This is a genomic window from Streptomyces sp. NPDC048516, from assembly GCF_043199875.1.
Lineage (GTDB): Bacteria > Actinomycetota > Actinomycetes > Streptomycetales > Streptomycetaceae > Streptomyces.
Window position 1 is genome coordinate 87,950 of the sequence record NZ_JBICWS010000016.1, and the last position, 17,592, is coordinate 105,541.

A 17,592-nucleotide genomic window follows, 5' to 3' on the forward strand; every position below is an offset into this window, starting at 1 on the left:
GGCTCCCCCGGGGCGGCCGGTCGAGCGGGGCCGCCCGGGGGACCGGGCTGCCGCGGCCGCTACCAGTTCGGCGGGCTGGCGATGCTGCGGGCGACGACGTCGTCCAGCACCCGCACCGTCGTGGCGACGTCGTGCTGGGAGTTGTCGATGATCGGCAGGCCGGAGCCGTACCAGCCGGCCATCCGGCCGTGGATCCTCGCCACCTCTTCGTCGGACAGCCGGCGGTTGCCGCTGCGCCGGGCGTTGCGCTCCAGGACGATCTCCAGGCCGGGCAGCAGCACGATCGGCAGCAGGCCGGGGCCCACGTGGCGCTTCCAGCCGCCCAGACCGATGACCGGCCGGTCGGGGAAGACGGCGTCGTCGAGGATGCAGGAGATGCCGTTGGCAAGGAAGTTGCGGGCCGCGAAGCCGCAGGTGCGGCGGGCGAGGCGGTACTGCGCCTCGGAGTGGTCGTTCCAGCCTGCCTGCGGGTCGGCGAAGCCGGACCGGACCCATTCGCGGACGTCGTCGAGGCTGATGTGCGCGGTCGGCACCCGACGGGTGTCGGCCCAGTGGCGCGCCACGCTGGTCTTGCCGGCCCCGGCCGGGCCGATGAGCAGCACCGCGACGGCCGCATGCGCGGCGTCCGGCGCCGTGGTGTCGGTGGGCGGGCTGGGCAGCGGCACCGGGGCGCCCGGGGGCAGCTGGACATGGCCGGTGATGTCCGTGCCGTGCGGCAGGGGCGGGGCCTGCTGGGGCACGGGCCCGTGCCCGCCCTGACCGGAGGCGGGCTGCTGCGCGGGCGGCGGCGGGGCGGCCGGGGCCGGCGGCGAGGCGGGCGGGGTGTGCTGTCCCGGGTGGGGCGTCCAGTTCATGGCGGCGCCGGGTGATGCCTGCCCGTGGGGCGGTGGCAGCGGAGCCCCCACTGCGTAGTGCATCCGGTGGCTCTCCGTCTCGTGCGGTCGACTCGTGCGGTCGATGTGGTGCGGTGCTCCGCCGGCTCACGCCGGGTGGGATGCCCCCGGGCGTCCGGGGCTCGGCTGCCCGGTGCGCCTGACGGTAACCCGGCGGCCCGGAGGGGCCGTTGTGCCCCACGGCCGTCGGCGTGGGCGGGTGCTGCTGCGAACGGTACCCTCCCGGACGCGGCAGGAGCGCCCGCTGCCCCCGGGCGCTCGGTGCGGGAACGGCCCGGGGGCGGGAACTGCCGGGGGCGGGGAAAGGTGCCCGAGGGGGCGTCAGCCGTTCAGTTCCTCGGCCAGCGCACGGAGCGCGAGACGGTAGGAACCGATGCCGAAGCCGGCGACCGTGCCGCTGGCGACGGCGGCGAGGACCGAGTTGTGGCGGAACTCCTCGCGGGCGTACGGGTTCGAGATGTGCACCTCGATCAGCGGGGCGGTGCGCTGGGCGGCCGCGTCCCGCATGCCGTACGAGTAGTGCGTGAAGGCACCGGGGTTGATGACGACCGGGACGGATCCGTCGGCGGCCTCGTGCAGCCAGCGGATCATCTCGCCCTCGTCGTTGGTCTCCCGGACCTCGGCCTCGAAGCCCAGCTCCTTGCCGAGCCGGGCGCACTCCTGGACCAGTCCGGCGTAGGAGGTGGCGCCGTAGACCTCGGGCTCACGGGAGCCCAGCCGGCCGAGGTTGGGCCCGTTGAGGACGAGCACCCGCCGGGTCATGAAGCGATCTCCGCGTGGGCGGCGAGCAGCATCGCCGGGTCCGGGCCCTCCAGAACGGTCGGCTTGGCGAGGCCGTCCAGGACGATGAAGCGCAGCCGGTCGCCGCGGGACTTCTTGTCGACCTTCATCGTCTCCAGCAGCTTGGGCCACTGGTCCCCGCGGTAGGTCAGCGGCAGCCCGACGGACTCCAGCACGGAGCGGTGCCGGTCGGCGGTGGCGTCGTCCAGGCGGCCGGCGATCCGGCCGAGCTCGGCGGCGAAGACCATGCCGACGGAGACGGCCGCGCCGTGCCGCCAGTTGTAGCGCTCGTTCTTCTCGATGGCGTGCGCGAGGGTGTGGCCGTAGTTGAGGATTTCGCGCAGGCCGGACTCCTTGAGGTCCGCGGAGACGACCTCGGCCTTGACCCGGATGGACCGCTCGATCAGCTCGGCGGTGTGCGCACCGTCCGGGCGCTTGGCGGCCTCCGGGTCCGACTCGATCAGTTCGAGGATCGCCGGGTCGGCGATGAAGCCGGCCTTGATGACCTCGGCCAGACCGGAGACGTAGTCGTTGACCGGCAGCGAGTCGAGCGCGGCCAGGTCGCAGAGCACCCCGGCCGGCGGGTGGAAGGCGCCGACGAGGTTCTTGCCCTCGGCGGTGTTGATGCCGGTCTTGCCGCCGACCGCCGCGTCCACCATGCCCAGCACGGTCGTCGGCACCGCGATCCAGCGCACCCCGCGCAGCCAGGTCGCGGCGACGAAACCGGCCAGGTCGGTGGTGGCTCCGCCGCCGACGCCGACGATCACATCACTGCGGGTGAAGCCGGACTGGCCGAGCGCCTTCCAGCAGTACGCCGCGACCTCGGCGGTCTTGGACTCCTCGGCGTTCGGCAGCTGGATCGCGATCGCCTCGTAGCCCTGGGAGGCCAGGTCCTCGCGCAGCGCCTCGCCGGTGGCGGCCAGCGCCTCCGGGTGCAGCACCGCCACCCGCTTCGCGCTCTCACCGATCAGACCCGCGAGCTCGCCGAGCAGCTGCCGCCCGACAAGCACCTCGTACGGGTCGGTGCCCGCCGTGCCGCCGACCTGGATACGGGTGGCCTGCTCCGTCATGCCTGTTCCTCCCTGTGGGCGGCCCGCGGGCGGTCTCCCGCGGCCGGCCGTAGCTCCAAAGCGTCCAGGATCGCCTCGGCGACCTGCTCGGGGGTGCGCTCCCCCGTTTCAATCACGGCACGCGCGACCGCGGTGTACAGCGGGCGGCGGTGCTCCATCAGCTCGCGCCACTGCTTGCGCGGGTTGACGGCCAGCAGCGGGCGGGGCGCGTCCAGGCCCACCCGCTTGACGGCGTCGGAGAGTTGCACGTCCAGGAAGACCACCGGCAGCCCGGTCAGCAGTGCGCGGGTGCCGTCGTCCAGGATCGCGCCGCCGCCGAGCGAGAGCACCCCGGGGTGGCCCTCCAGCGCCTCGCGCACCGCCGTCCGCTCCAGCCCGCGGAAGTACGGCTCGCCCTCGTCGATGAAGATCTCGGCGATCGGGCGGCCGGCCGTGGCGACGATGTCGGCGTCGGTGTCCCGGTAGCCGACGCCCAGCCGCTCGGCCAGCAGCGCGCCCACCGTCGACTTGCCGGCCCCGGGCGGGCCGATCAGCACGACGACCGGCGACGTCATCGGATCGCCAGGTGGTCGAGGTAGGTCTGCACATTGCGGCGGGTCTCCGGCACGCTGTCACCGCCGAACTTCTCCACCACCGCGTCCGCCAGGACCAGGGCCACCATCGCCTCGGCGACGATGCCCGCGGCCGGCACGGCGCAGACGTCCGAGCGCTGGTGGTGCGCCTTGGCCGCCTCACCGGTGCTCACGTCGATGGTCGCCAGCGCCTTCGGCACCGTCGCGATCGGTTTCATCGCGGCACGCACCCGCAGCAGCTCGCCGGTGGTCAGCCCGCCCTCGGTGCCGCCGGAGCGGCCCGAGCTGCGCTTGATGCCGTCGTCGGTCGAGACGATCTCGTCATGGGCCTTCGAGCCGGGCACCCGCGCCAGGTCGAAGCCGTCGCCGACCTCGACGCCCTTGATCGCCTGGATGCCCATGAGCGCGGCGGCCAGCCGGGCGTCCAGGCGCCGGTCCCAGTGGACGTGCGAGCCCAGGCCCACCGGCACGCCGTATGCCAGCACCTCGACCACGCCGCCGAGGGTGTCGCCGTCCTTGTGGGCCTGGTCGATCTCGGCGACCATCGCCTTGCTCGCGTCCGCGTCCAGGCAGCGCACCGGGTCGGCGTCCAGCCGCTCGACGTCGGAGGGCTTCGGGTAGACCCCGTACGGGGCCTTGGCCGCGGCCAGCTCGACGACGTGCGAGACGATCTCGATACCGGCCGTCTCCTTGAGGAAGGAACGGGCCACCGCGCCCAGGGCGACCCGGGCGGCGGTCTCACGGGCGGAGGCGCGCTCCAGGATCGGGCGGGCCTCGTCGAAGCCGTACTTCTGCATACCGGCGAGGTCGGCGTGGCCGGGGCGGGGACGGGTCAGCGGCGCGTTACGGGCGAGTGCGGCCAGCTCCTCCGGGTCCACCGGGTCGGCCGCCATCACCTGCTCCCACTTGGGCCACTCGGTGTTGCCGACCATCACGGCCACCGGCGAGCCCAGCGACAGGCCGTGCCGCACCCCGCCCAGGAACGTGACCTGGTCCTGCTCGAACTTCATCCGGGCACCGCGGCCATAGCCGAGCCGGCGCCGGGCCAGGGCGTCCGCCACCAGCTCCGTGGTGATCGGGACTCCGGCCGGAAGGCCCTCCAGCGTCGCCACGAGTGCGGGGCCGTGCGACTCCCCCGCCGTCAGCCAGCGCAACCTGCTCAACGGTGCTCCTCATGTACTGCTCATCCGCGTACGGTCTTCCCCCCGATCCTCCCACGTCGCGCGCGAGGGGCGGCGCCCAGTCCAGGGGGCGGACCGGGCACGGGCGGACAGGGCGGACGGACCGGGCCGGGCCGGACCGACGGTCAGCGGGCGGCGAGCGCCGCCTCCCCGGCCTTGCGCATCGCGGCCAGGGGCGCCGGGGAGCGCCCCGTCATCTGTTCCACCTGCAGTACGGCCTGGTGGACCAGCAGGTCGAGACCGCCCACCACCGGGCCGCCGCGGGCGGCCCAGGCGGTGGCGAGCGTCGTCGGCCAGGGCTCGTAGAGGACGTCGAAGAGCGTGCCGGGCCGGTCGGGGACGGCGGCGGCGAGCGCGTCGGTGGTGCCCGCCGGGGTGGTCGCGATGGTCAGCGGCGCCTCGAAGGCCGCCGCGGCGTCCTCCCAGGCGGCGGTGCGGACCGTGACGCCCAGCCGCTCGCCCCAGCCGCGCATCTCGTCGGCGCGTGCCCGGCTGCGGACGTATGCGGTGACCTCACCGGTGCAGATGCGCGAGAGCGCGGCGAGCGCCGAGGAGGCGGTGGCGCCGGCGCCCAGCACCGACGCCCGCTCGACCTGCCGCACCCCGCGTTCGCGCAGCGCGGCGAGCATCCCGGGGATGTCGGTGTTGTCGCCGAGGCGGCGTCCGTCGGCGGCGAGGACGACGGTGTTCACCGCCTCGACCGAGGACGCCGTGGGGCTGATCTCGTCGAGCAGCGGGATCACCGCCCGCTTGAGCGGCATGGTCAGCGAGAGCCCCGCCCAGGTGGCGTCCAGGCGCTCCATGAAGGCGGGCAGCGCCGCTTCGTCGACCTCGTGGCGGTCGTAGGTCCAGTCGCTCAGTCCGAGTTCCCGGTAGGCGGCGCGGTGCAGCACCGGCGAGAGGGAATGGGCAATCGGGGATCCGAGCACCGCGGCTCGACGGGTGGCGCTCATTGCTTGTTTTTCTCTTGTTCCTTTTCGTAGATGCGCCGGTTTCGCTCGTGCTCTTCGTTCGTCTCGGCGAACAGCGTCTTTTCCGGGTTGATCGAGACGAAGTAGTACCAGTTGCCCTTGGCCGGGGCGATGGCCGACTTGAGCGCCACTTCACCCGGGTTGCCGATCGGGCCCGGCGGCAGTCCCTTGAACTTGTAGGTGTTGTAGGGATCGTTGAAATTGCGCAGGTTGTCGACGGAGCCGGTGTCCAGCGTGCTCTGGGATTTCGCGTAGTTCACCGTCGAGTCGAAATCCAGCAGGCCGTACGTCTCGGTGTTGTTCGGCTTGAGGCGGTTGTAGACGACGCGCGCGACCTTGACGAAGTCGTGCTTGTACTTGCCTTCGGCCTGCGTGAGGCTGGCGACGGTCAGCAGCTGCATCGGCGAGTCGAGCTTGAGCGTGCGGGCCTTTCCTTCCAGGTCGTACTTCGTGTACACCTGGTTCGCCCGCGCCACCATCTGCTTGAGGACCGCGGCCGGCTTCGCCTTTCCGCCGACGCTGTAGGTCGACGGGTAGAGGAATCCCTCCAGCGGGTCCTTTATCTTCGGCGAGTCATTGGCCCACGACGGCAGCCCGAGGCTCTTGACGTCGCTCTTGGCCACGCCCTTGGTCGTGCCCGCCTTGAGGTGCAGCTTTTGGTCGATGAGTTTGTAGACGTCGCCGGCCCGCAGCCCCTCACGGATCGTGAGGCCGTTACGGCTCTTGGGATCCAGCATCAGTTCGATGGCCGCGGCGCCCGACATCTGCTTGCGCAGCGTGTACGTCCCCGGCTGCATGCTGTTCGCCTTCTGGTTCTCACCGGCCGCCTCGGTAAAGGCTCCAGGGCTCTTGATGACGCCCTCGCGCTGGAGGATCTGCCCCATTTCCGAGAGCGTCGAACCATCCGGAATGTCGACCTGGATCTCGCCGGACCCCTCCCCCTCGTAGTCGGGGGCCGATCCGAAGTGCGCCATGAAGAAGTCATAGCCGAAGTAGCCGACCGCGCCCACGGCTCCGGCGAAGACCAGCGCGACGACCAGACAGGCGGTGCCGCTGCGCCGTTTGTTCTTCTTGCCGCGGCGCTCACGGTCGGCCCGGCGGGTCTCGCGCGGTTCGTCGTCGTGATCGTCGTCGCCGCCGCCCGCGAAGAACGCATGCTCCGGCTCCGGCTCGCGGGGCTCCGGCTCGGCCCGCCAGTCGTCACCGGGGCCGTCGCCGTCGTCGTAGTGCGGCTGCTGCTGCGGCTCCGGCTGCTGCGGATACTGCGGGCTCTGATGCTGCGGATGCGGCGCCTGCTGGTACTGCTGCTGTTGCGCCTGCTGCTGCAGATGCTGCGGCTGTGGTGGCGGGTAGGCGTCAGGGGTCGCGTAGTAGTCGGGGCTCGCCCCGCTGTACGGGTCGACCGGCGGCTGCTGCCCGTAGGGGTCGTAGGGGTCGTACGGCAGCTGCCCGCCCTGCGTACCGTCCCAGCCGCCGTTGTACTGCTGCTCGGCATACGGGTCGGCGTGTTGCTGGGGATACCGGGCGGCCTGCTGTCCGTCCCACGGGGGCTGCTGCGCCTGGCCTCTGGAGGCACCCTGCTCGCCGTAGAGCGGGTCCTCGGGATGCCACGGTTCGGAGCCGTAGCCCCGGCCATACTCGGTCATCGATCCCCTAGAGCCGAGAGGCGGTGCGCTCCGGACCGGCAGCGCGCTTGCTGAATCCGACCCGCCTCTACTTGCACGCGCGGCTGTTCGAACGCCGCACATCGCGCGGAACGTTACCGTACCGCGATCAGATGACCACTTCGACGCTCTCGCCCGGGGGTTCCCCGGAGACGCGTTCGGCCTCCAGCGCGCTCTGCAGGATCACCACCGCGGCGGCCTGGTCGACCACCGAGCGGCCCTTCTTGCTGCGCACCCCCGAGGCCCGCAGACCCTGGGTCGCGGTGACCGTCGACATCCGCTCATCGACCAGCCGGACCCCTACGGGCGCGATGTTCCGGGCCAGCTCCTGGACGAAGCCCCGGACCTTGGCCGCGGCCGGCCCCTCTCCCCCGCTGAGGGAGCGGGGCAGGCCGACCACGACTTCGAGGGGTTCGTACTCCTCGACGATCGCCTTGAGCCGGCGGTGCGCTGACGGTACGTCACGTCCCGGCACGGTCTCCACGGGGGTGGCGAGGACCCCGTCGGGGTCGCACGAGGCGACCCCGATACGGGCGTCCCCGACATCCACGGCGATGCGCCGTCCGCGTCGCATCTCACTCACGCGCGTCAGGCCGCCTCGGCGACAAGGCGCTCGACGGCCTCGATGGCCTCGGGCACCGCGGCGGCGTTCTGCCCGCCACCCTGGGCGACGTCCGGCTTGCCGCCGCCACCGCCGCCGAGCGTCTTGGCGGCCGTACGCACCAGGTCACCGGCCTTGATGCCGCGCTCACGGGCGGCCTCGTTGGTGGCGATGACCGTCACCGGGCGGCCATTGGCCACGGTGAAGAGCGCCACAACGGCGGCCCGGCCGCCCTGGATCCGCCCGCGGACATCGAGCACCAGCTTGCGCAGGTCGTCGGCCGAGGTGCCGTCCGGGACCTGACCGGCGGCCAGCGCCACCCCGCGGACGTCCTTGGCGCCCTCGGCCAGCCCGGCGGCGGCCTGCAGCACCTTCTCCGCGCGGAACTTCTCGATCTCCTTCTCGGCGTCCTTCAGCTTGGCCAGGACGCCGGAGATCTTCTCGGGAAGCTCCTCCGGGCGTCCCTTGACCAGCTCGGTGAGCTGGGAGACGACGGTGTGCTCGCGGGCGAGGAACTTGTAGGCGTCCACGCCGACCAGCGCCTCGACGCGGCGTACGCCGGAGCCGATGGAGGACTCGCCGAGCAGCTTCACCAGGCCCAGCTGAGCGGTGTTGTGGACGTGGGTGCCGCCGCACAGCTCCTTGGAGAAGTCACCGATGGTGACCACCCGGACGCGGTCGCCGTACTTCTCGCCGAATTCGGCGATGGCGCCCTGCTTCTTGGCGTCGTCCATGCTCATGACCTCGGCATGGACGTCGAGCTCACGGGCGAGCACGTCATTGATCTTCTGCTCGACGTCGGTGAGGACCGAGCCCGGCACGGCGGCCGGCGAGCCGAAGTCGAAGCGGAAGCGGCCCGGGGAGTTCTCCGAACCGGCCTGGGCGGCCGTCGGGCCGAGGGCGTCGCGCAGCGCCTGGTGGGTGAGGTGGGTGGCGCTGTGGGCGCGGGCGATGGCACGCCGGCGGGTGACGTCGATGGTGGCGTACCCGGCAGAGCCGAGCACCACCTCGCCGACCTGGACGACGCCCTTGTGGACCGTGACGCCGGGCACCGGCTGCTGGACGTCGCGGACCTCGACGACGGCGCCGGAGTCCAGCTTGATCCGGCCGGTGTCGGCGAGCTGGCCGCCGCCCTCGGCGTAGAAGGGGGTGCGGTCCAGGACGACCTCGACGTCGTCACCCTCATGGGCGGCGGGCGCCGGGACTCCGCCCACCAGCAGACCGACGACGGTGGACTCGCCCTCGGTGGCGCTGTAGCCGGTGAATTCCGTGGCGCCGGACTTGTCGGCGACCTCGCGGTAGGCCGACAGGTCGGCGTGGCCGCTCTTCTTGGCCTGGGCGTCGGCCTTGGCGCGGTCCCGCTGCTCCTTCATCAGGCGGCGGAAGCCGTCCTCGTCCACCGACAGGCCCTGTTCGGCGGCCATTTCGAGGGTGAGGTCGATCGGGAAGCCCCAGGTGTCGTGGAGCAGGAAGGCCTTGTCACCGGGCAGGACCGCGGAGCCGGCGGCCTTGGTGTCGGTGACGGCGGTGTCGAGGATGTTGGTGCCGGCCTTCAGCGTCTTGACGAAGGCTGCCTCCTCGGCGAGGGCGACCGTCTCGATGCGGCGGCGGTCCTCCAGCAGCTCCGGGTACTGCTGGCCCATGGTCTTGATGACCACGTCCAGCAGCTCGCCGATGACCAGCCCGCCGGCCCCGAGCAGGCGCATGTTGCGGATGGCGCGGCGCATGATGCGGCGCAGGACGTAGCCGCGCCCCTCGTTGCCCGGGGTGACGCCGTCGCCGATGAGCATCGTGGACGTACGGATGTGGTCGGCGACGACGCGCAGCGAGACATCGGTGGCGTCCGAGGCGCCGTATCGCACGCCGGAGAGCTCGGTGGCCTTGTCGATGACGACACGGAGGGTGTCCGTCTCGTACATGTTCGGGACGTCCTGCAGGATCATCGCCAGGCGTTCGAGGCCGAGGCCGGTGTCGATGTTCTTGCTGGGCAGCTCGCCGAGGATCTCGAAGTCCTCCTTGCTCGTGCCCGCACCCCGCTCGTACTGCATGAAGACCAGGTTCCAGATCTCCACGTACCGCTCGTCGTTGACGGCCGGGCCGCCCTCGACGCCGAACTCCGGGCCGCGGTCGTAGTTGATCTCGGAGCACGGGCCGCAGGGGCCCGGGACGCCCATGGACCAGTAGTTCTCCGTCTTGCCCAGCCGCTGGATGCGCTCCTTGGGCACCCCGACGACCTCGTGCCAGATGCGCTCGGCCTCGTCGTCGTCGAGGTAGACGGTGATCCAGAGCTTCTCCGGGTCGAGGCCGTAGCCACCGTCGGCCTGGGAGCCGGTCAGCAGCTCCCAGGCGTACTTGATGGCGCCTTCCTTGAAGTAGTCGCCGAAGGAGAAGTTGCCGCACATCTGGAAGAACGTGCCGTGCCGGGTGGTCTTGCCGACCTCTTCGATGTCCGGCGTACGCACGCACTTCTGGACGCTGGTGGCACGCGGGGCGGGCGGCTTGACCTCACCGAGGAAGTACGGCTTGAAGGGGACCATGCCCGCGTTGACGAGCAGCAGCGTCGGGTCGTCCGCGATGAGCGACGCCGACGGCACGACGGTGTGCCCGCGCTCCTCGAAGAAGCGCAGCCAGCGGCGGCGGATTTCAGCCGACTCCATCAGTGGTCCTCTTTTCCAGTCGGTCCGGTCAGACCGGTGTGTCCGGTTGTTCTCGTGGTGCGGTACTGCGGTTCGAGCACCGCGCGGCGGGGCGCGGGCAGCTCGCGCACCTCGCCCGTCTCCCCGAGGCCCAGGGCCTCGTGCAGCTGCTCTTCACGGTCCGCCATTCCGGTCCGTACGTCCAATGCAAATTGGCGCAGCCGGTGTCCGGTCTCGACGGCCTTGTCCGCGGCCTGTGCGGCGAGACTGTCGGGCTGCAGCTTGCGCAGCTTGCGGTGGACCTTGTTGGTGGCCCAGACCCCGGCGGCGGCGCCGGTGGTGAACCAGAATGCGCGGCGGAACATCGCTGTGATCAGTCCTTGGAGCGACGGTTGCGGCGCCCGCCACGGCGGGCGCCGAGCAGGGTACGGCCGAGGAGGACGGTGCGCTCCGCGCGCCCGGCGGCAGGGGCTTCCTCGCCCTTCTTGCCGATCGCGCGGCGCACGCCGTAGCCGAACGCCGCGACCTTGACCAGCGGGCCGCCGAAGGCGGAGGAGACGGTCGAGGAGAGCGCGGAGGCGTTGGCGGTGACCTCTTGGACATCGGCGGCAATGGCGTCGACGCGGGCCAGCTGGGTGTGCGCGGAGCGGACGGTCGCGGAGGCGTCGGCCAGGAGCGGGACGGCCTGCTCGGACACCTCTGCCACCATCTTGGTGGTCGCCTTGAGCGTCTGCGCGAGCCTCACCAGCACGAGGGCGAGGAACGACACGAGGATCGCCCAGAAGACGGCCACGAGGATCCCGGCCACCTCTCCACCGGACACGTTGGCACCACACTCCGACTGATTTGGTCTGGGGCTCATTCCCGATCGGCTTCCCGGTCGGCTGTCCCGCTCGAACGGCAACCTTGACCTTATCGCGCCGTGACTGTCCGTCCGTACCCCGTTCCCCCTCGAACGCGGAGCGCGCGCCCCGGATTCCCGAGGCGTGATTGTACGGTCCGCATCCTGCCGAGTACGCTCCGTGTGCCATGCGACGCCTCACGCGCCCCGGCCCTGCTCCCCGTCCCTCCCCCGCGCGCCTGCGGGAGCCGGACCGGCCGGGGAATCTGCCCGCGGAGCTGGGCGGCTTCATCGGCCGCCACGACGAACTGGCCGCGCTGGCACGGCAGCTGGAATCCGCCCGGCTGGTGACCCTCACCGGCCCGGGCGGCGTCGGGAAGTCGCGGCTTGCCCGCCAGGCGGCAGGGATCTTGCAGGATCGCTTCTGCGATGGGGTGTGGCTGGTCGAACTTGCCGCCCTGCGCGAGCCGCACCTCCTGGACCACACCGTCGCCGAGGCACTGGGAGCCACCGACCACAGCGGACGCCCGGTGCGCTCCGCGCTGTGCGACCTCCTCGCCGACCGGGACCTGCTGCTCGTCCTGGACGGCTACGAGCACCTGGTCGACGCCTGTGCCGAACTGACCGGGCGGCTGCTGCGCCGGGCCCCCGGGCTGCAGGTGCTGGCCGCGGGCCGCCGTCCGCTCGGGCTGAACGGGGAGCGGACCGTGCCGCTGCCGCCGATGAACGCCGCCGACGCGGCCGCCCTCTTCGCCGAGCGCGCCGCTGCCGTCGTCCCCGGGTTCACCGTCGGGCCGGCCGACGAGGCGGCGGTCTCCGAGCTCTGCGACCGGCTCGACGGCATTCCGCTCGCGCTGGAGCTGGCCGCCGGACGGCTGCGCGCCCTGTCCGTGGACCAGGTGCTGCACCGGCTCGACGACCGTTTCCGGCTGCTGACCGGCACCCGCCCGCGCCGCTCCCCCGAGCTCTCGGCCCCGTTCGCGCCGGAGGGGCACCCCTCCCGGCTCCCGGCCCCCCGCGAGCCGGGAGGCCCCCCGCCGCGCCACCAGACGCTGCGTACCGCGATCGGCTGGAGCCACGAGCTGTGCACGCCCGAGGAACGGCTGCTGTGGGCGCGGCTGTCGGTCTTCGCCGGGCACTTCGATCTGGACGCGGCCGAATACGTCTGCTCGGGGCCGGAGCTGCCGGCCGGTGAACTCCTCGACGTCCTCACCGAGTTGGTCACCCAGTCGGTGCTCGTGCGCGAGGAGACCGCGGCCGGGGTCCGCTACCGGATGCTGGACACCGTACGGGCCTACGGGGCGGGCTGGCTGGCGGTGACGCCCGACGGCGAGCGGCTGCGGCGCCGGCACCGCGACTGGTATCTGGGGCTGGCCACCTGGTGCGAACTGGACTGGTTCAGCTCCCGGCAGGCCGAGATCGCGGCCCGGATCGAGGCCGACCTGCCCAATGTGCGGGTGGCGCTGGAACAGAGCCTGGAGACCCCCGCCGATACCCACCTCGGCCAGTACCTGGCGGGCACGCTGTGGTTCTACTGGGTGGGCTGCGGCCGGCTCGCGGAGGGCCGGCACTGGCTGGACCGGGCCCTGGAGCGGGAGAGCACCCACGACGAGGCGCGGATGAAGGCCCTGTGGGTGGCCGGCTATGTCGCGGTGCTCCAGGGGGACACGGCCGGCGCGCTGGGGGCCCTGCAGGAGTGCCGCGACGAGGCCGAGCGGACCGGCAACGCCACCGCGGCCGCGTATGCGCTGCACCGCACCGGCTGTCTGGCGCTGGTCAGCGACGACATGCCGCGCGCCGAGGAGCTGCTGCGCGCGGCGCTGGACCGCTATCGGGAGATCGGCGAGCTCAACAGCAATGTGCTGCTGGGGCAGGTCGAGCTGGCGATGGCGGTGGCCTTCCGGGGCGAGCTGGCGGACGCGGTGCGCCTGTGCGAGGACGTCCTGAAGGTGTGCGAGGAGCACGGTGAGCGCTGGACGCTGGCGTACGCCCAGTACGTGCTGGCCTTCGCGGCCTGGTCCCGTGGCGACGGCAAGCGGGCCCGTGCGCTGCTGGAGGAGTGCCTGGCCATCGATCACACCTTCCACGACCTGCTCGGGGCGGTGCTGGCGATCGAGCTGCTGGCCCTGGTGACGCTCGGGGAGGGCGACGCGGAGGAGGCGGCGGTGCTGCAGGGCGCCGCCGGGCGGATCTGGCCGTCGGTGGGGCTGCCGCTGTTCGGCTCGCGCCACTTCAACCAGCCCCATGCCCGGTGCGAGGAGCAGGCGCGCGAGCGGCTGGGGGACGAGCGCTACGAGCGCTGCCGGCGCGTGGGCGGGCGGCTCGACCTGGACGCGGCGGTGGCCCGGGTCCTGCGGCCCGCAGGACTGCTGCCGGCAGGACTGCTGCCCGCACAGCTGCGCACCGTGCGGCGCACGGAATCCGGGCACGAATGAGCCCGCCGCCTCCCCCTCCGCGAGGGCGGGGAGACGGCGGGCCGAGCGCGTGGCGCTGCGCCTGCTGTGGTGCTTAGCGGGCGTAGTACTCGACGACGAGCTGCTCGTCGCAGATCACCGGGATCTCCTTGCGGTTCGGGTCCCGGTCGAGACGGAACGCCAGAGCCGGCAGGTTGACCTCGAGGTAGCGCGGGGTCTCACCGTCGGTGTCGTAGCCACCCTCACGGGCAACCTGGAAGGGGTGCTTCTCGCGGCTGCGCTCGCGGACCATCACGACATCGCCGGGACGGACGCGGAAGGACGGCTTGTCGACCTTGCGGTCGTTCACCGAGATGTGGCCGTGGACGACCATCTGACGGGCCTGGTAGATGGTGCGGGCGATGCCCGACCGCAGGACGAGCGCGTCCAGACGGCGCTCAAGCTCGATGATCAGCGCTTCGCCGGTCTTGCCTTCGACCTTCCGAGCGCGGTCGTAGGCACGCGCCATCTGGCGCTCGCTGATGTCGTACTGCGCACGCAGGCGCTGCTTCTCGAGCAGACGGACCTTGTAGTCACTGCTCTGCTTGCGGCCACGGCCGTGCTCGCCGGGCGGGTAGGGACGGGCCTCGAAGTACTTGACGGCCTTCGGCGTCAGCGCGATGCCGAGCGCGCGGGACTTCTTGACCTTGGGACGCGACTGGTTCACGTGGAACGTTCCTCCATGTAAGTTAGGTGAGGCTTACCTTAGCGCGAGGAGAACGCATGTTTCGACCTGGGATCCCCCTGCCCGGTGCACACCGCACCGAGGCGGGTCAGCCGCGTCCCGTGGAAGACGCCCAGCAGCCCTCTGCTGCCGAGCGCATACGAACCCTCGTCGAATCCCATGCTATGGCGTCCTTGAGCATCCCCGGTGTCGAGGACCCCGACGAGGCCGGTCTCTCAGCCCCCGTCTGCCGGACCGTGACACCCGGCGGAGACGTGCTGTTGCTGGTTCCAGGGGGCTCTGCGGCGGCTCGGGCGGCCGCGCCCGCGCAGGACGACGACCTCACAGCCGTGATGGAGATCACGGACGTCGCACCGGTTTCGGTGCCTCATCGCATCCGCGGACGGGCCTGGGTGGCCGGCTGGCTGACCCCCGTACGCGATGACCAGCGCGCCGAGGCCGCCATGCTGCTCGCCGAGCGGCACCCGGTGGGTGAGCTGCCGGGCATCGGTGAGGCGCCGCAGCCGAACCCGGCACCGGGCCTGTACGGGTGGACCGCCTGGATGATGCTGCGCCTGGAGGTCGGCGAGGGCGCGGTGGACGATCTGTGGGGCGCCGAGTCCGTCGAGCCCGACGAGTTCGCCGTCGCGGCCCCCGATCCGCTGGCCGCCCACGAGGCGGAGCTTCTGCAGCATCTGCACGCGGCGCACAGCGAGCAGGTGCGCGGGCTGTGTGCCCTGCTGGGCGACCGCAAGGAGGCCTGCGGAGTGCGCGAGGGGGCCGTGCCGGTGGGCCTGGACCGCTTCGGCCTGCGGGTCCGCTTCACCGACGCCGGGCAGCGGTCCTTCGACGCGCGGTTCGACTTCCCCGGGCCCGTGCGGGACGTGGTGGAGCTGCGGCGAGCGATGCATCTGCTCTTCGAGGCGGCGGCCGGGTAGCCGGGGCTCCCGGAGCGGCCGGGGCTAGTCGGCGGCGGCCTCGCCGGAGGCCGAGCGCAGGCGGACGCGGACCCGCTCGACCACATCGGCGTAGCGCGCCTCGGAGCCGTGGCGGGTGGGCTCGTAGTACCGCTTGCCGTGCACCTCGTCCGGCGCGTACTGCTGGGCCGCGATACCGCCCGGCAGGTCGTGCGGGTACTGATAGCCCTGGCCGTGGCCGAGCTTCTGAGCGCCCTTGTAGTGGCTGTCGCGCAGATGCGGCGGCACCGCACCCGCCTGACCGGCCCGGACGTCCGCCAGGGCGGCGTCGATCGCCAGGTACGCGGCGTTCGACTTCGGCGCCAGGGCGAGCGCGATGGTGGCCTGGCTGAGCGTGATCCGCGCCTCCGGGAAGCCGATCATCGCCACGGCCTGGGCGGCGGCCACCGCGGTCTGCAGGGCCGTCGGATCGGCCAGGCCGATGTCCTCGCTCGCCGAGATCATCAGCCGGCGGGCGATGAAGCGCGGGTCCTCCCCCGCCTCGATCATGCGCGCGAGGTAGTGCAGCGCGGCGTCGACATCCGAGCCCCGGATGGACTTGATCAGCGCGCTGGCGACGTCGTAGTGCTGGTCGCCGTCCCGGTCGTACTTCACCGCCGCCCGGTCGACGGACTCCTCCAGCGTCCGGAGGGTGATCTCCTTCTCCCCCTTGGCCAGCGCGGATCCCGCGCCGGCCTCCAGCGCCGTCAGCGCCCGCCGGGCATCTCCGCCGGCGATCCGCAGCAGATGCCCCTCGGTGTCCTCGGGCAGGGTGACCGAGCCCGCCAGCCCGCGCGCATCGCTCAGCGCGCGCCGCAGCAGCCCGCGCAGATCGTCGTCCGTGAGCGGTTCGAGGGTCAGCAGCAGGGAGCGGGACAGCAGCGGCGAGATCACCGAGAAGTACGGATTCTCGGTCGTCGCGGCGATCAGGGTGACCCAGCGGTTCTCCACGGCGGGCAGCAGGGAGTCCTGCTGGGCCTTGCTGAAACGGTGGATCTCGTCCAGGAAGAGGACGGTCTCCTTGCCGAAACCGCCGGAGGCGCGCCGGGCGCCGTCGATCACCGCGCGGACCTCCTTGACGCCCGCCGTGATGGCCGAGAGCTCCACGAAGCGCTTGTTCGTCGCCTGGCTGACGACGTACGCGAGGGTCGTCTTGCCGATGCCCGGCGGGCCCCAAAGGAACACCGAGGACGGCCCGGCCGGTCCGCCGTTGCCCTCGCCGACCAGCCGGCGCAGCGGCGAGCCCGGCTTGAGGAGATGCTGCTGGCCCACTACTTCGTCGAGGGTGCGCGGACGCATCCGCACGGCGAGCGGGGACCCCGCGGGGTCCTTCTCCTGACGGTCTTCGGCAGCGGCGGTGAACAGGTCGGGCTCCACATCCACGAGCCTATGCCACCCCACTGACAACGCCCCGGTCGCCGTTGACGTCGACGGCGGCCGGGGCGTGCGTGGATGCGCGCGGCGAGCTAGATCAGCGTGCTCCAGTACGACCACCACTTGGTGAGGATCAGCATCGCGATCACGCCGTACCAGACCACGGGCACCACCCAGTGGAACTCCACCACCGCGGCGCGCAGCCCCGCGGGAGCCGGAATGATGCCGTGCTTGAGGTTGTGCGCTGTGGTGTACCAGAACATCAGGATGGTGACGCCCCAGGTCAGCGTGCACCACAGGCACAGCGAGTTGATGCTGTACAGCGACTGGGACATCAGCCACATGCAGAAGACCGCCGCGAGCCCGGTGCCGACGTTCAGGCCGATCCAGTACCAGCGGCGGAAGCGGGCGCCGGCCAGCAGGGCCATCCCGATCGCGATCACCACACCGAAGCCGACCAGCCCGGCCATCGGGTTCGGGAAGCCGAAGACGTCCGCCTGCTTGCTCTGCATGACGTTGCCGCAGGAGATGATCGGGTTGAGGCTGCAGGCGGGCTTGAAGTTCGGGTCCTTCAGCAGCTCGAACTTGTCCAGGGTGATGACCCAGGCCGCGAGGATGCCCAGCGCGCTGGTGATCACCAGGAGCAGCGCGAAGCCGCGGCCGGAACCGATCCTGTCCGCGCCGCTCGCGTGGTCGTCGTCGGTGGACACGTCGTCAAGCGCTGTCGTCGTCATATCGCCGTTCCGTCGATCCCTGGGGAGATGGGGCTGGGCAAACGGGTCCGCGAGCGCGGCACCGCCGTTCATTCTGCCCCAACTCCACCATGACCCACTGTGCGATGAACATAAAGCCGAAGCCTCCGTACACAGGCTTCTCTCAGGTTCGCGCCCTGCCTGCCCGCCCTGCCGCCCGCTGCGGCACCGGCCGTCGCCGGTG

General features: G+C 71.9%; 17 protein-coding genes. 2 read left to right on the top strand and 15 right to left on the bottom strand.

What is annotated here, in order from left to right:
- Positions 1–59: 59 nt before the first annotated feature.
- The 11 genes from ACGFR7_RS28180 to ACGFR7_RS28230 all read right to left on the bottom strand — a co-directional run bounded on the left by ACGFR7_RS28180 (position 60) and on the right by ACGFR7_RS28230 (position 11,176).
- The gene (locus tag ACGFR7_RS28180; RefSeq protein WP_393324723.1) at positions 60–917 is read right to left on the bottom strand and encodes a Pro-rich N-terminal domain-containing protein; all 858 of its coding nucleotides are present in this window, start codon (positions 915–917) and stop codon (positions 60–62) included.
- A gap of 297 nt (positions 918–1,214) precedes the next feature.
- A complete protein-coding gene (gene aroQ / locus ACGFR7_RS28185; protein ID WP_393324725.1) occupies positions 1,215–1,655 on the bottom strand; it encodes a type II 3-dehydroquinate dehydratase in 441 nt (146 codons plus the stop codon).
- Entirely contained in the window at positions 1,652–2,743 is a 1,092-nt protein-coding gene (aroB, locus tag ACGFR7_RS28190) for a 3-dehydroquinate synthase (protein WP_393324726.1), read from the bottom strand. The genes aroQ and aroB overlap by 4 nt, the downstream gene beginning before the upstream one ends.
- Complete coding sequence (locus tag ACGFR7_RS28195; RefSeq protein WP_393324728.1) at positions 2,740–3,297, bottom strand: shikimate kinase; 558 nt, start codon at positions 3,295–3,297, stop codon at positions 2,740–2,742. Before ACGFR7_RS28195 ends, aroB begins: the two co-directional genes overlap by 4 nt.
- Positions 3,294–4,478, bottom strand: a complete 1,185-nt coding sequence (gene aroC, locus ACGFR7_RS28200) for a chorismate synthase (protein WP_393324730.1) — start codon at positions 4,476–4,478, stop codon at positions 3,294–3,296. Before aroC ends, ACGFR7_RS28195 begins: the two co-directional genes overlap by 4 nt.
- A gap of 143 nt (positions 4,479–4,621) precedes the next feature.
- Positions 4,622–5,449 carry a shikimate dehydrogenase gene (locus ACGFR7_RS28205; RefSeq protein ID WP_393324732.1) on the bottom strand — a complete coding sequence of 276 codons (828 nt, stop codon included), beginning with the start codon at positions 5,447–5,449 and terminating at the stop codon, positions 4,622–4,624.
- Positions 5,446–7,113: an endolytic transglycosylase MltG gene (gene mltG, locus ACGFR7_RS28210; RefSeq protein WP_393324734.1), complete on the bottom strand. Its 1,668-nt coding sequence runs from the start codon at positions 7,111–7,113 to the stop codon at positions 5,446–5,448. The genes ACGFR7_RS28205 and mltG overlap by 4 nt, the downstream gene beginning before the upstream one ends.
- A 127-nt stretch (positions 7,114–7,240) precedes the next feature.
- Entirely contained in the window at positions 7,241–7,705 is a 465-nt protein-coding gene (gene ruvX, locus ACGFR7_RS28215) for a Holliday junction resolvase RuvX (RefSeq protein WP_350256737.1), read from the bottom strand.
- 14 nt (positions 7,706–7,719) lie between these two features.
- Complete coding sequence (gene alaS / locus ACGFR7_RS28220; RefSeq protein ID WP_393324735.1) at positions 7,720–10,389, bottom strand: alanine--tRNA ligase; 2,670 nt, start codon at positions 10,387–10,389, stop codon at positions 7,720–7,722.
- Positions 10,389–10,733: a DUF6167 family protein gene (locus tag ACGFR7_RS28225; RefSeq protein WP_393324737.1), complete on the bottom strand. Its 345-nt coding sequence runs from the start codon at positions 10,731–10,733 to the stop codon at positions 10,389–10,391. The genes alaS and ACGFR7_RS28225 overlap by 1 nt, the downstream gene beginning before the upstream one ends.
- A gap of 8 nt (positions 10,734–10,741) precedes the next feature.
- Positions 10,742–11,176 (bottom strand): DUF948 domain-containing protein, encoded by a 435-nt coding sequence (locus ACGFR7_RS28230; RefSeq protein WP_393324836.1) that lies wholly within the window; start codon positions 11,174–11,176, stop codon positions 10,742–10,744.
- 221 nt (positions 11,177–11,397) lie between these two features.
- Between ACGFR7_RS28230 and ACGFR7_RS28235 the strand changes: the two genes are divergently transcribed.
- On the top strand, positions 11,398–13,644 hold the full coding sequence (locus tag ACGFR7_RS28235) for an ATP-binding protein (RefSeq protein ID WP_393324739.1): 2,247 nt from the start codon (positions 11,398–11,400) through the stop codon (positions 13,642–13,644).
- 73 nt (positions 13,645–13,717) lie between these two features.
- On the opposite strand, the gene rpsD is transcribed toward ACGFR7_RS28235, so the two are convergent.
- Both rpsD and ACGFR7_RS28245 read right to left on the bottom strand, forming a co-directional pair.
- A complete protein-coding gene (gene rpsD / locus ACGFR7_RS28240; protein WP_030987289.1) occupies positions 13,718–14,329 on the bottom strand; it encodes a 30S ribosomal protein S4 in 612 nt (203 codons plus the stop codon).
- A 38-nt stretch (positions 14,330–14,367) separates the two neighbouring features.
- On the bottom strand, positions 14,368–14,508 hold the full coding sequence (locus ACGFR7_RS28245; RefSeq protein WP_393324741.1) for a hypothetical protein: 141 nt from the start codon (positions 14,506–14,508) through the stop codon (positions 14,368–14,370).
- 3 nt (positions 14,509–14,511) lie between these two features.
- On the opposite strand from ACGFR7_RS28245, the gene ACGFR7_RS28250 reads away from it, so the two are divergent.
- Entirely contained in the window at positions 14,512–15,264 is a 753-nt protein-coding gene (locus ACGFR7_RS28250; protein WP_393324743.1) for a DUF2470 domain-containing protein, read from the top strand.
- 24 nt (positions 15,265–15,288) lie between these two features.
- Here the strand turns inward: ACGFR7_RS28250 and ACGFR7_RS28255 are convergent, their stop codons facing one another.
- A complete protein-coding gene (locus tag ACGFR7_RS28255) occupies positions 15,289–16,659 on the bottom strand; it encodes a replication-associated recombination protein A (protein WP_393324745.1) in 1,371 nt (456 codons plus the stop codon).
- Between the two features lie 89 nt (positions 16,660–16,748).
- Positions 16,749–17,390 (bottom strand): vitamin K epoxide reductase family protein, encoded by a 642-nt coding sequence (locus ACGFR7_RS28260; protein WP_393324747.1) that lies wholly within the window; start codon positions 17,388–17,390, stop codon positions 16,749–16,751.
- Positions 17,391–17,592 lie beyond the last annotated feature (202 nt).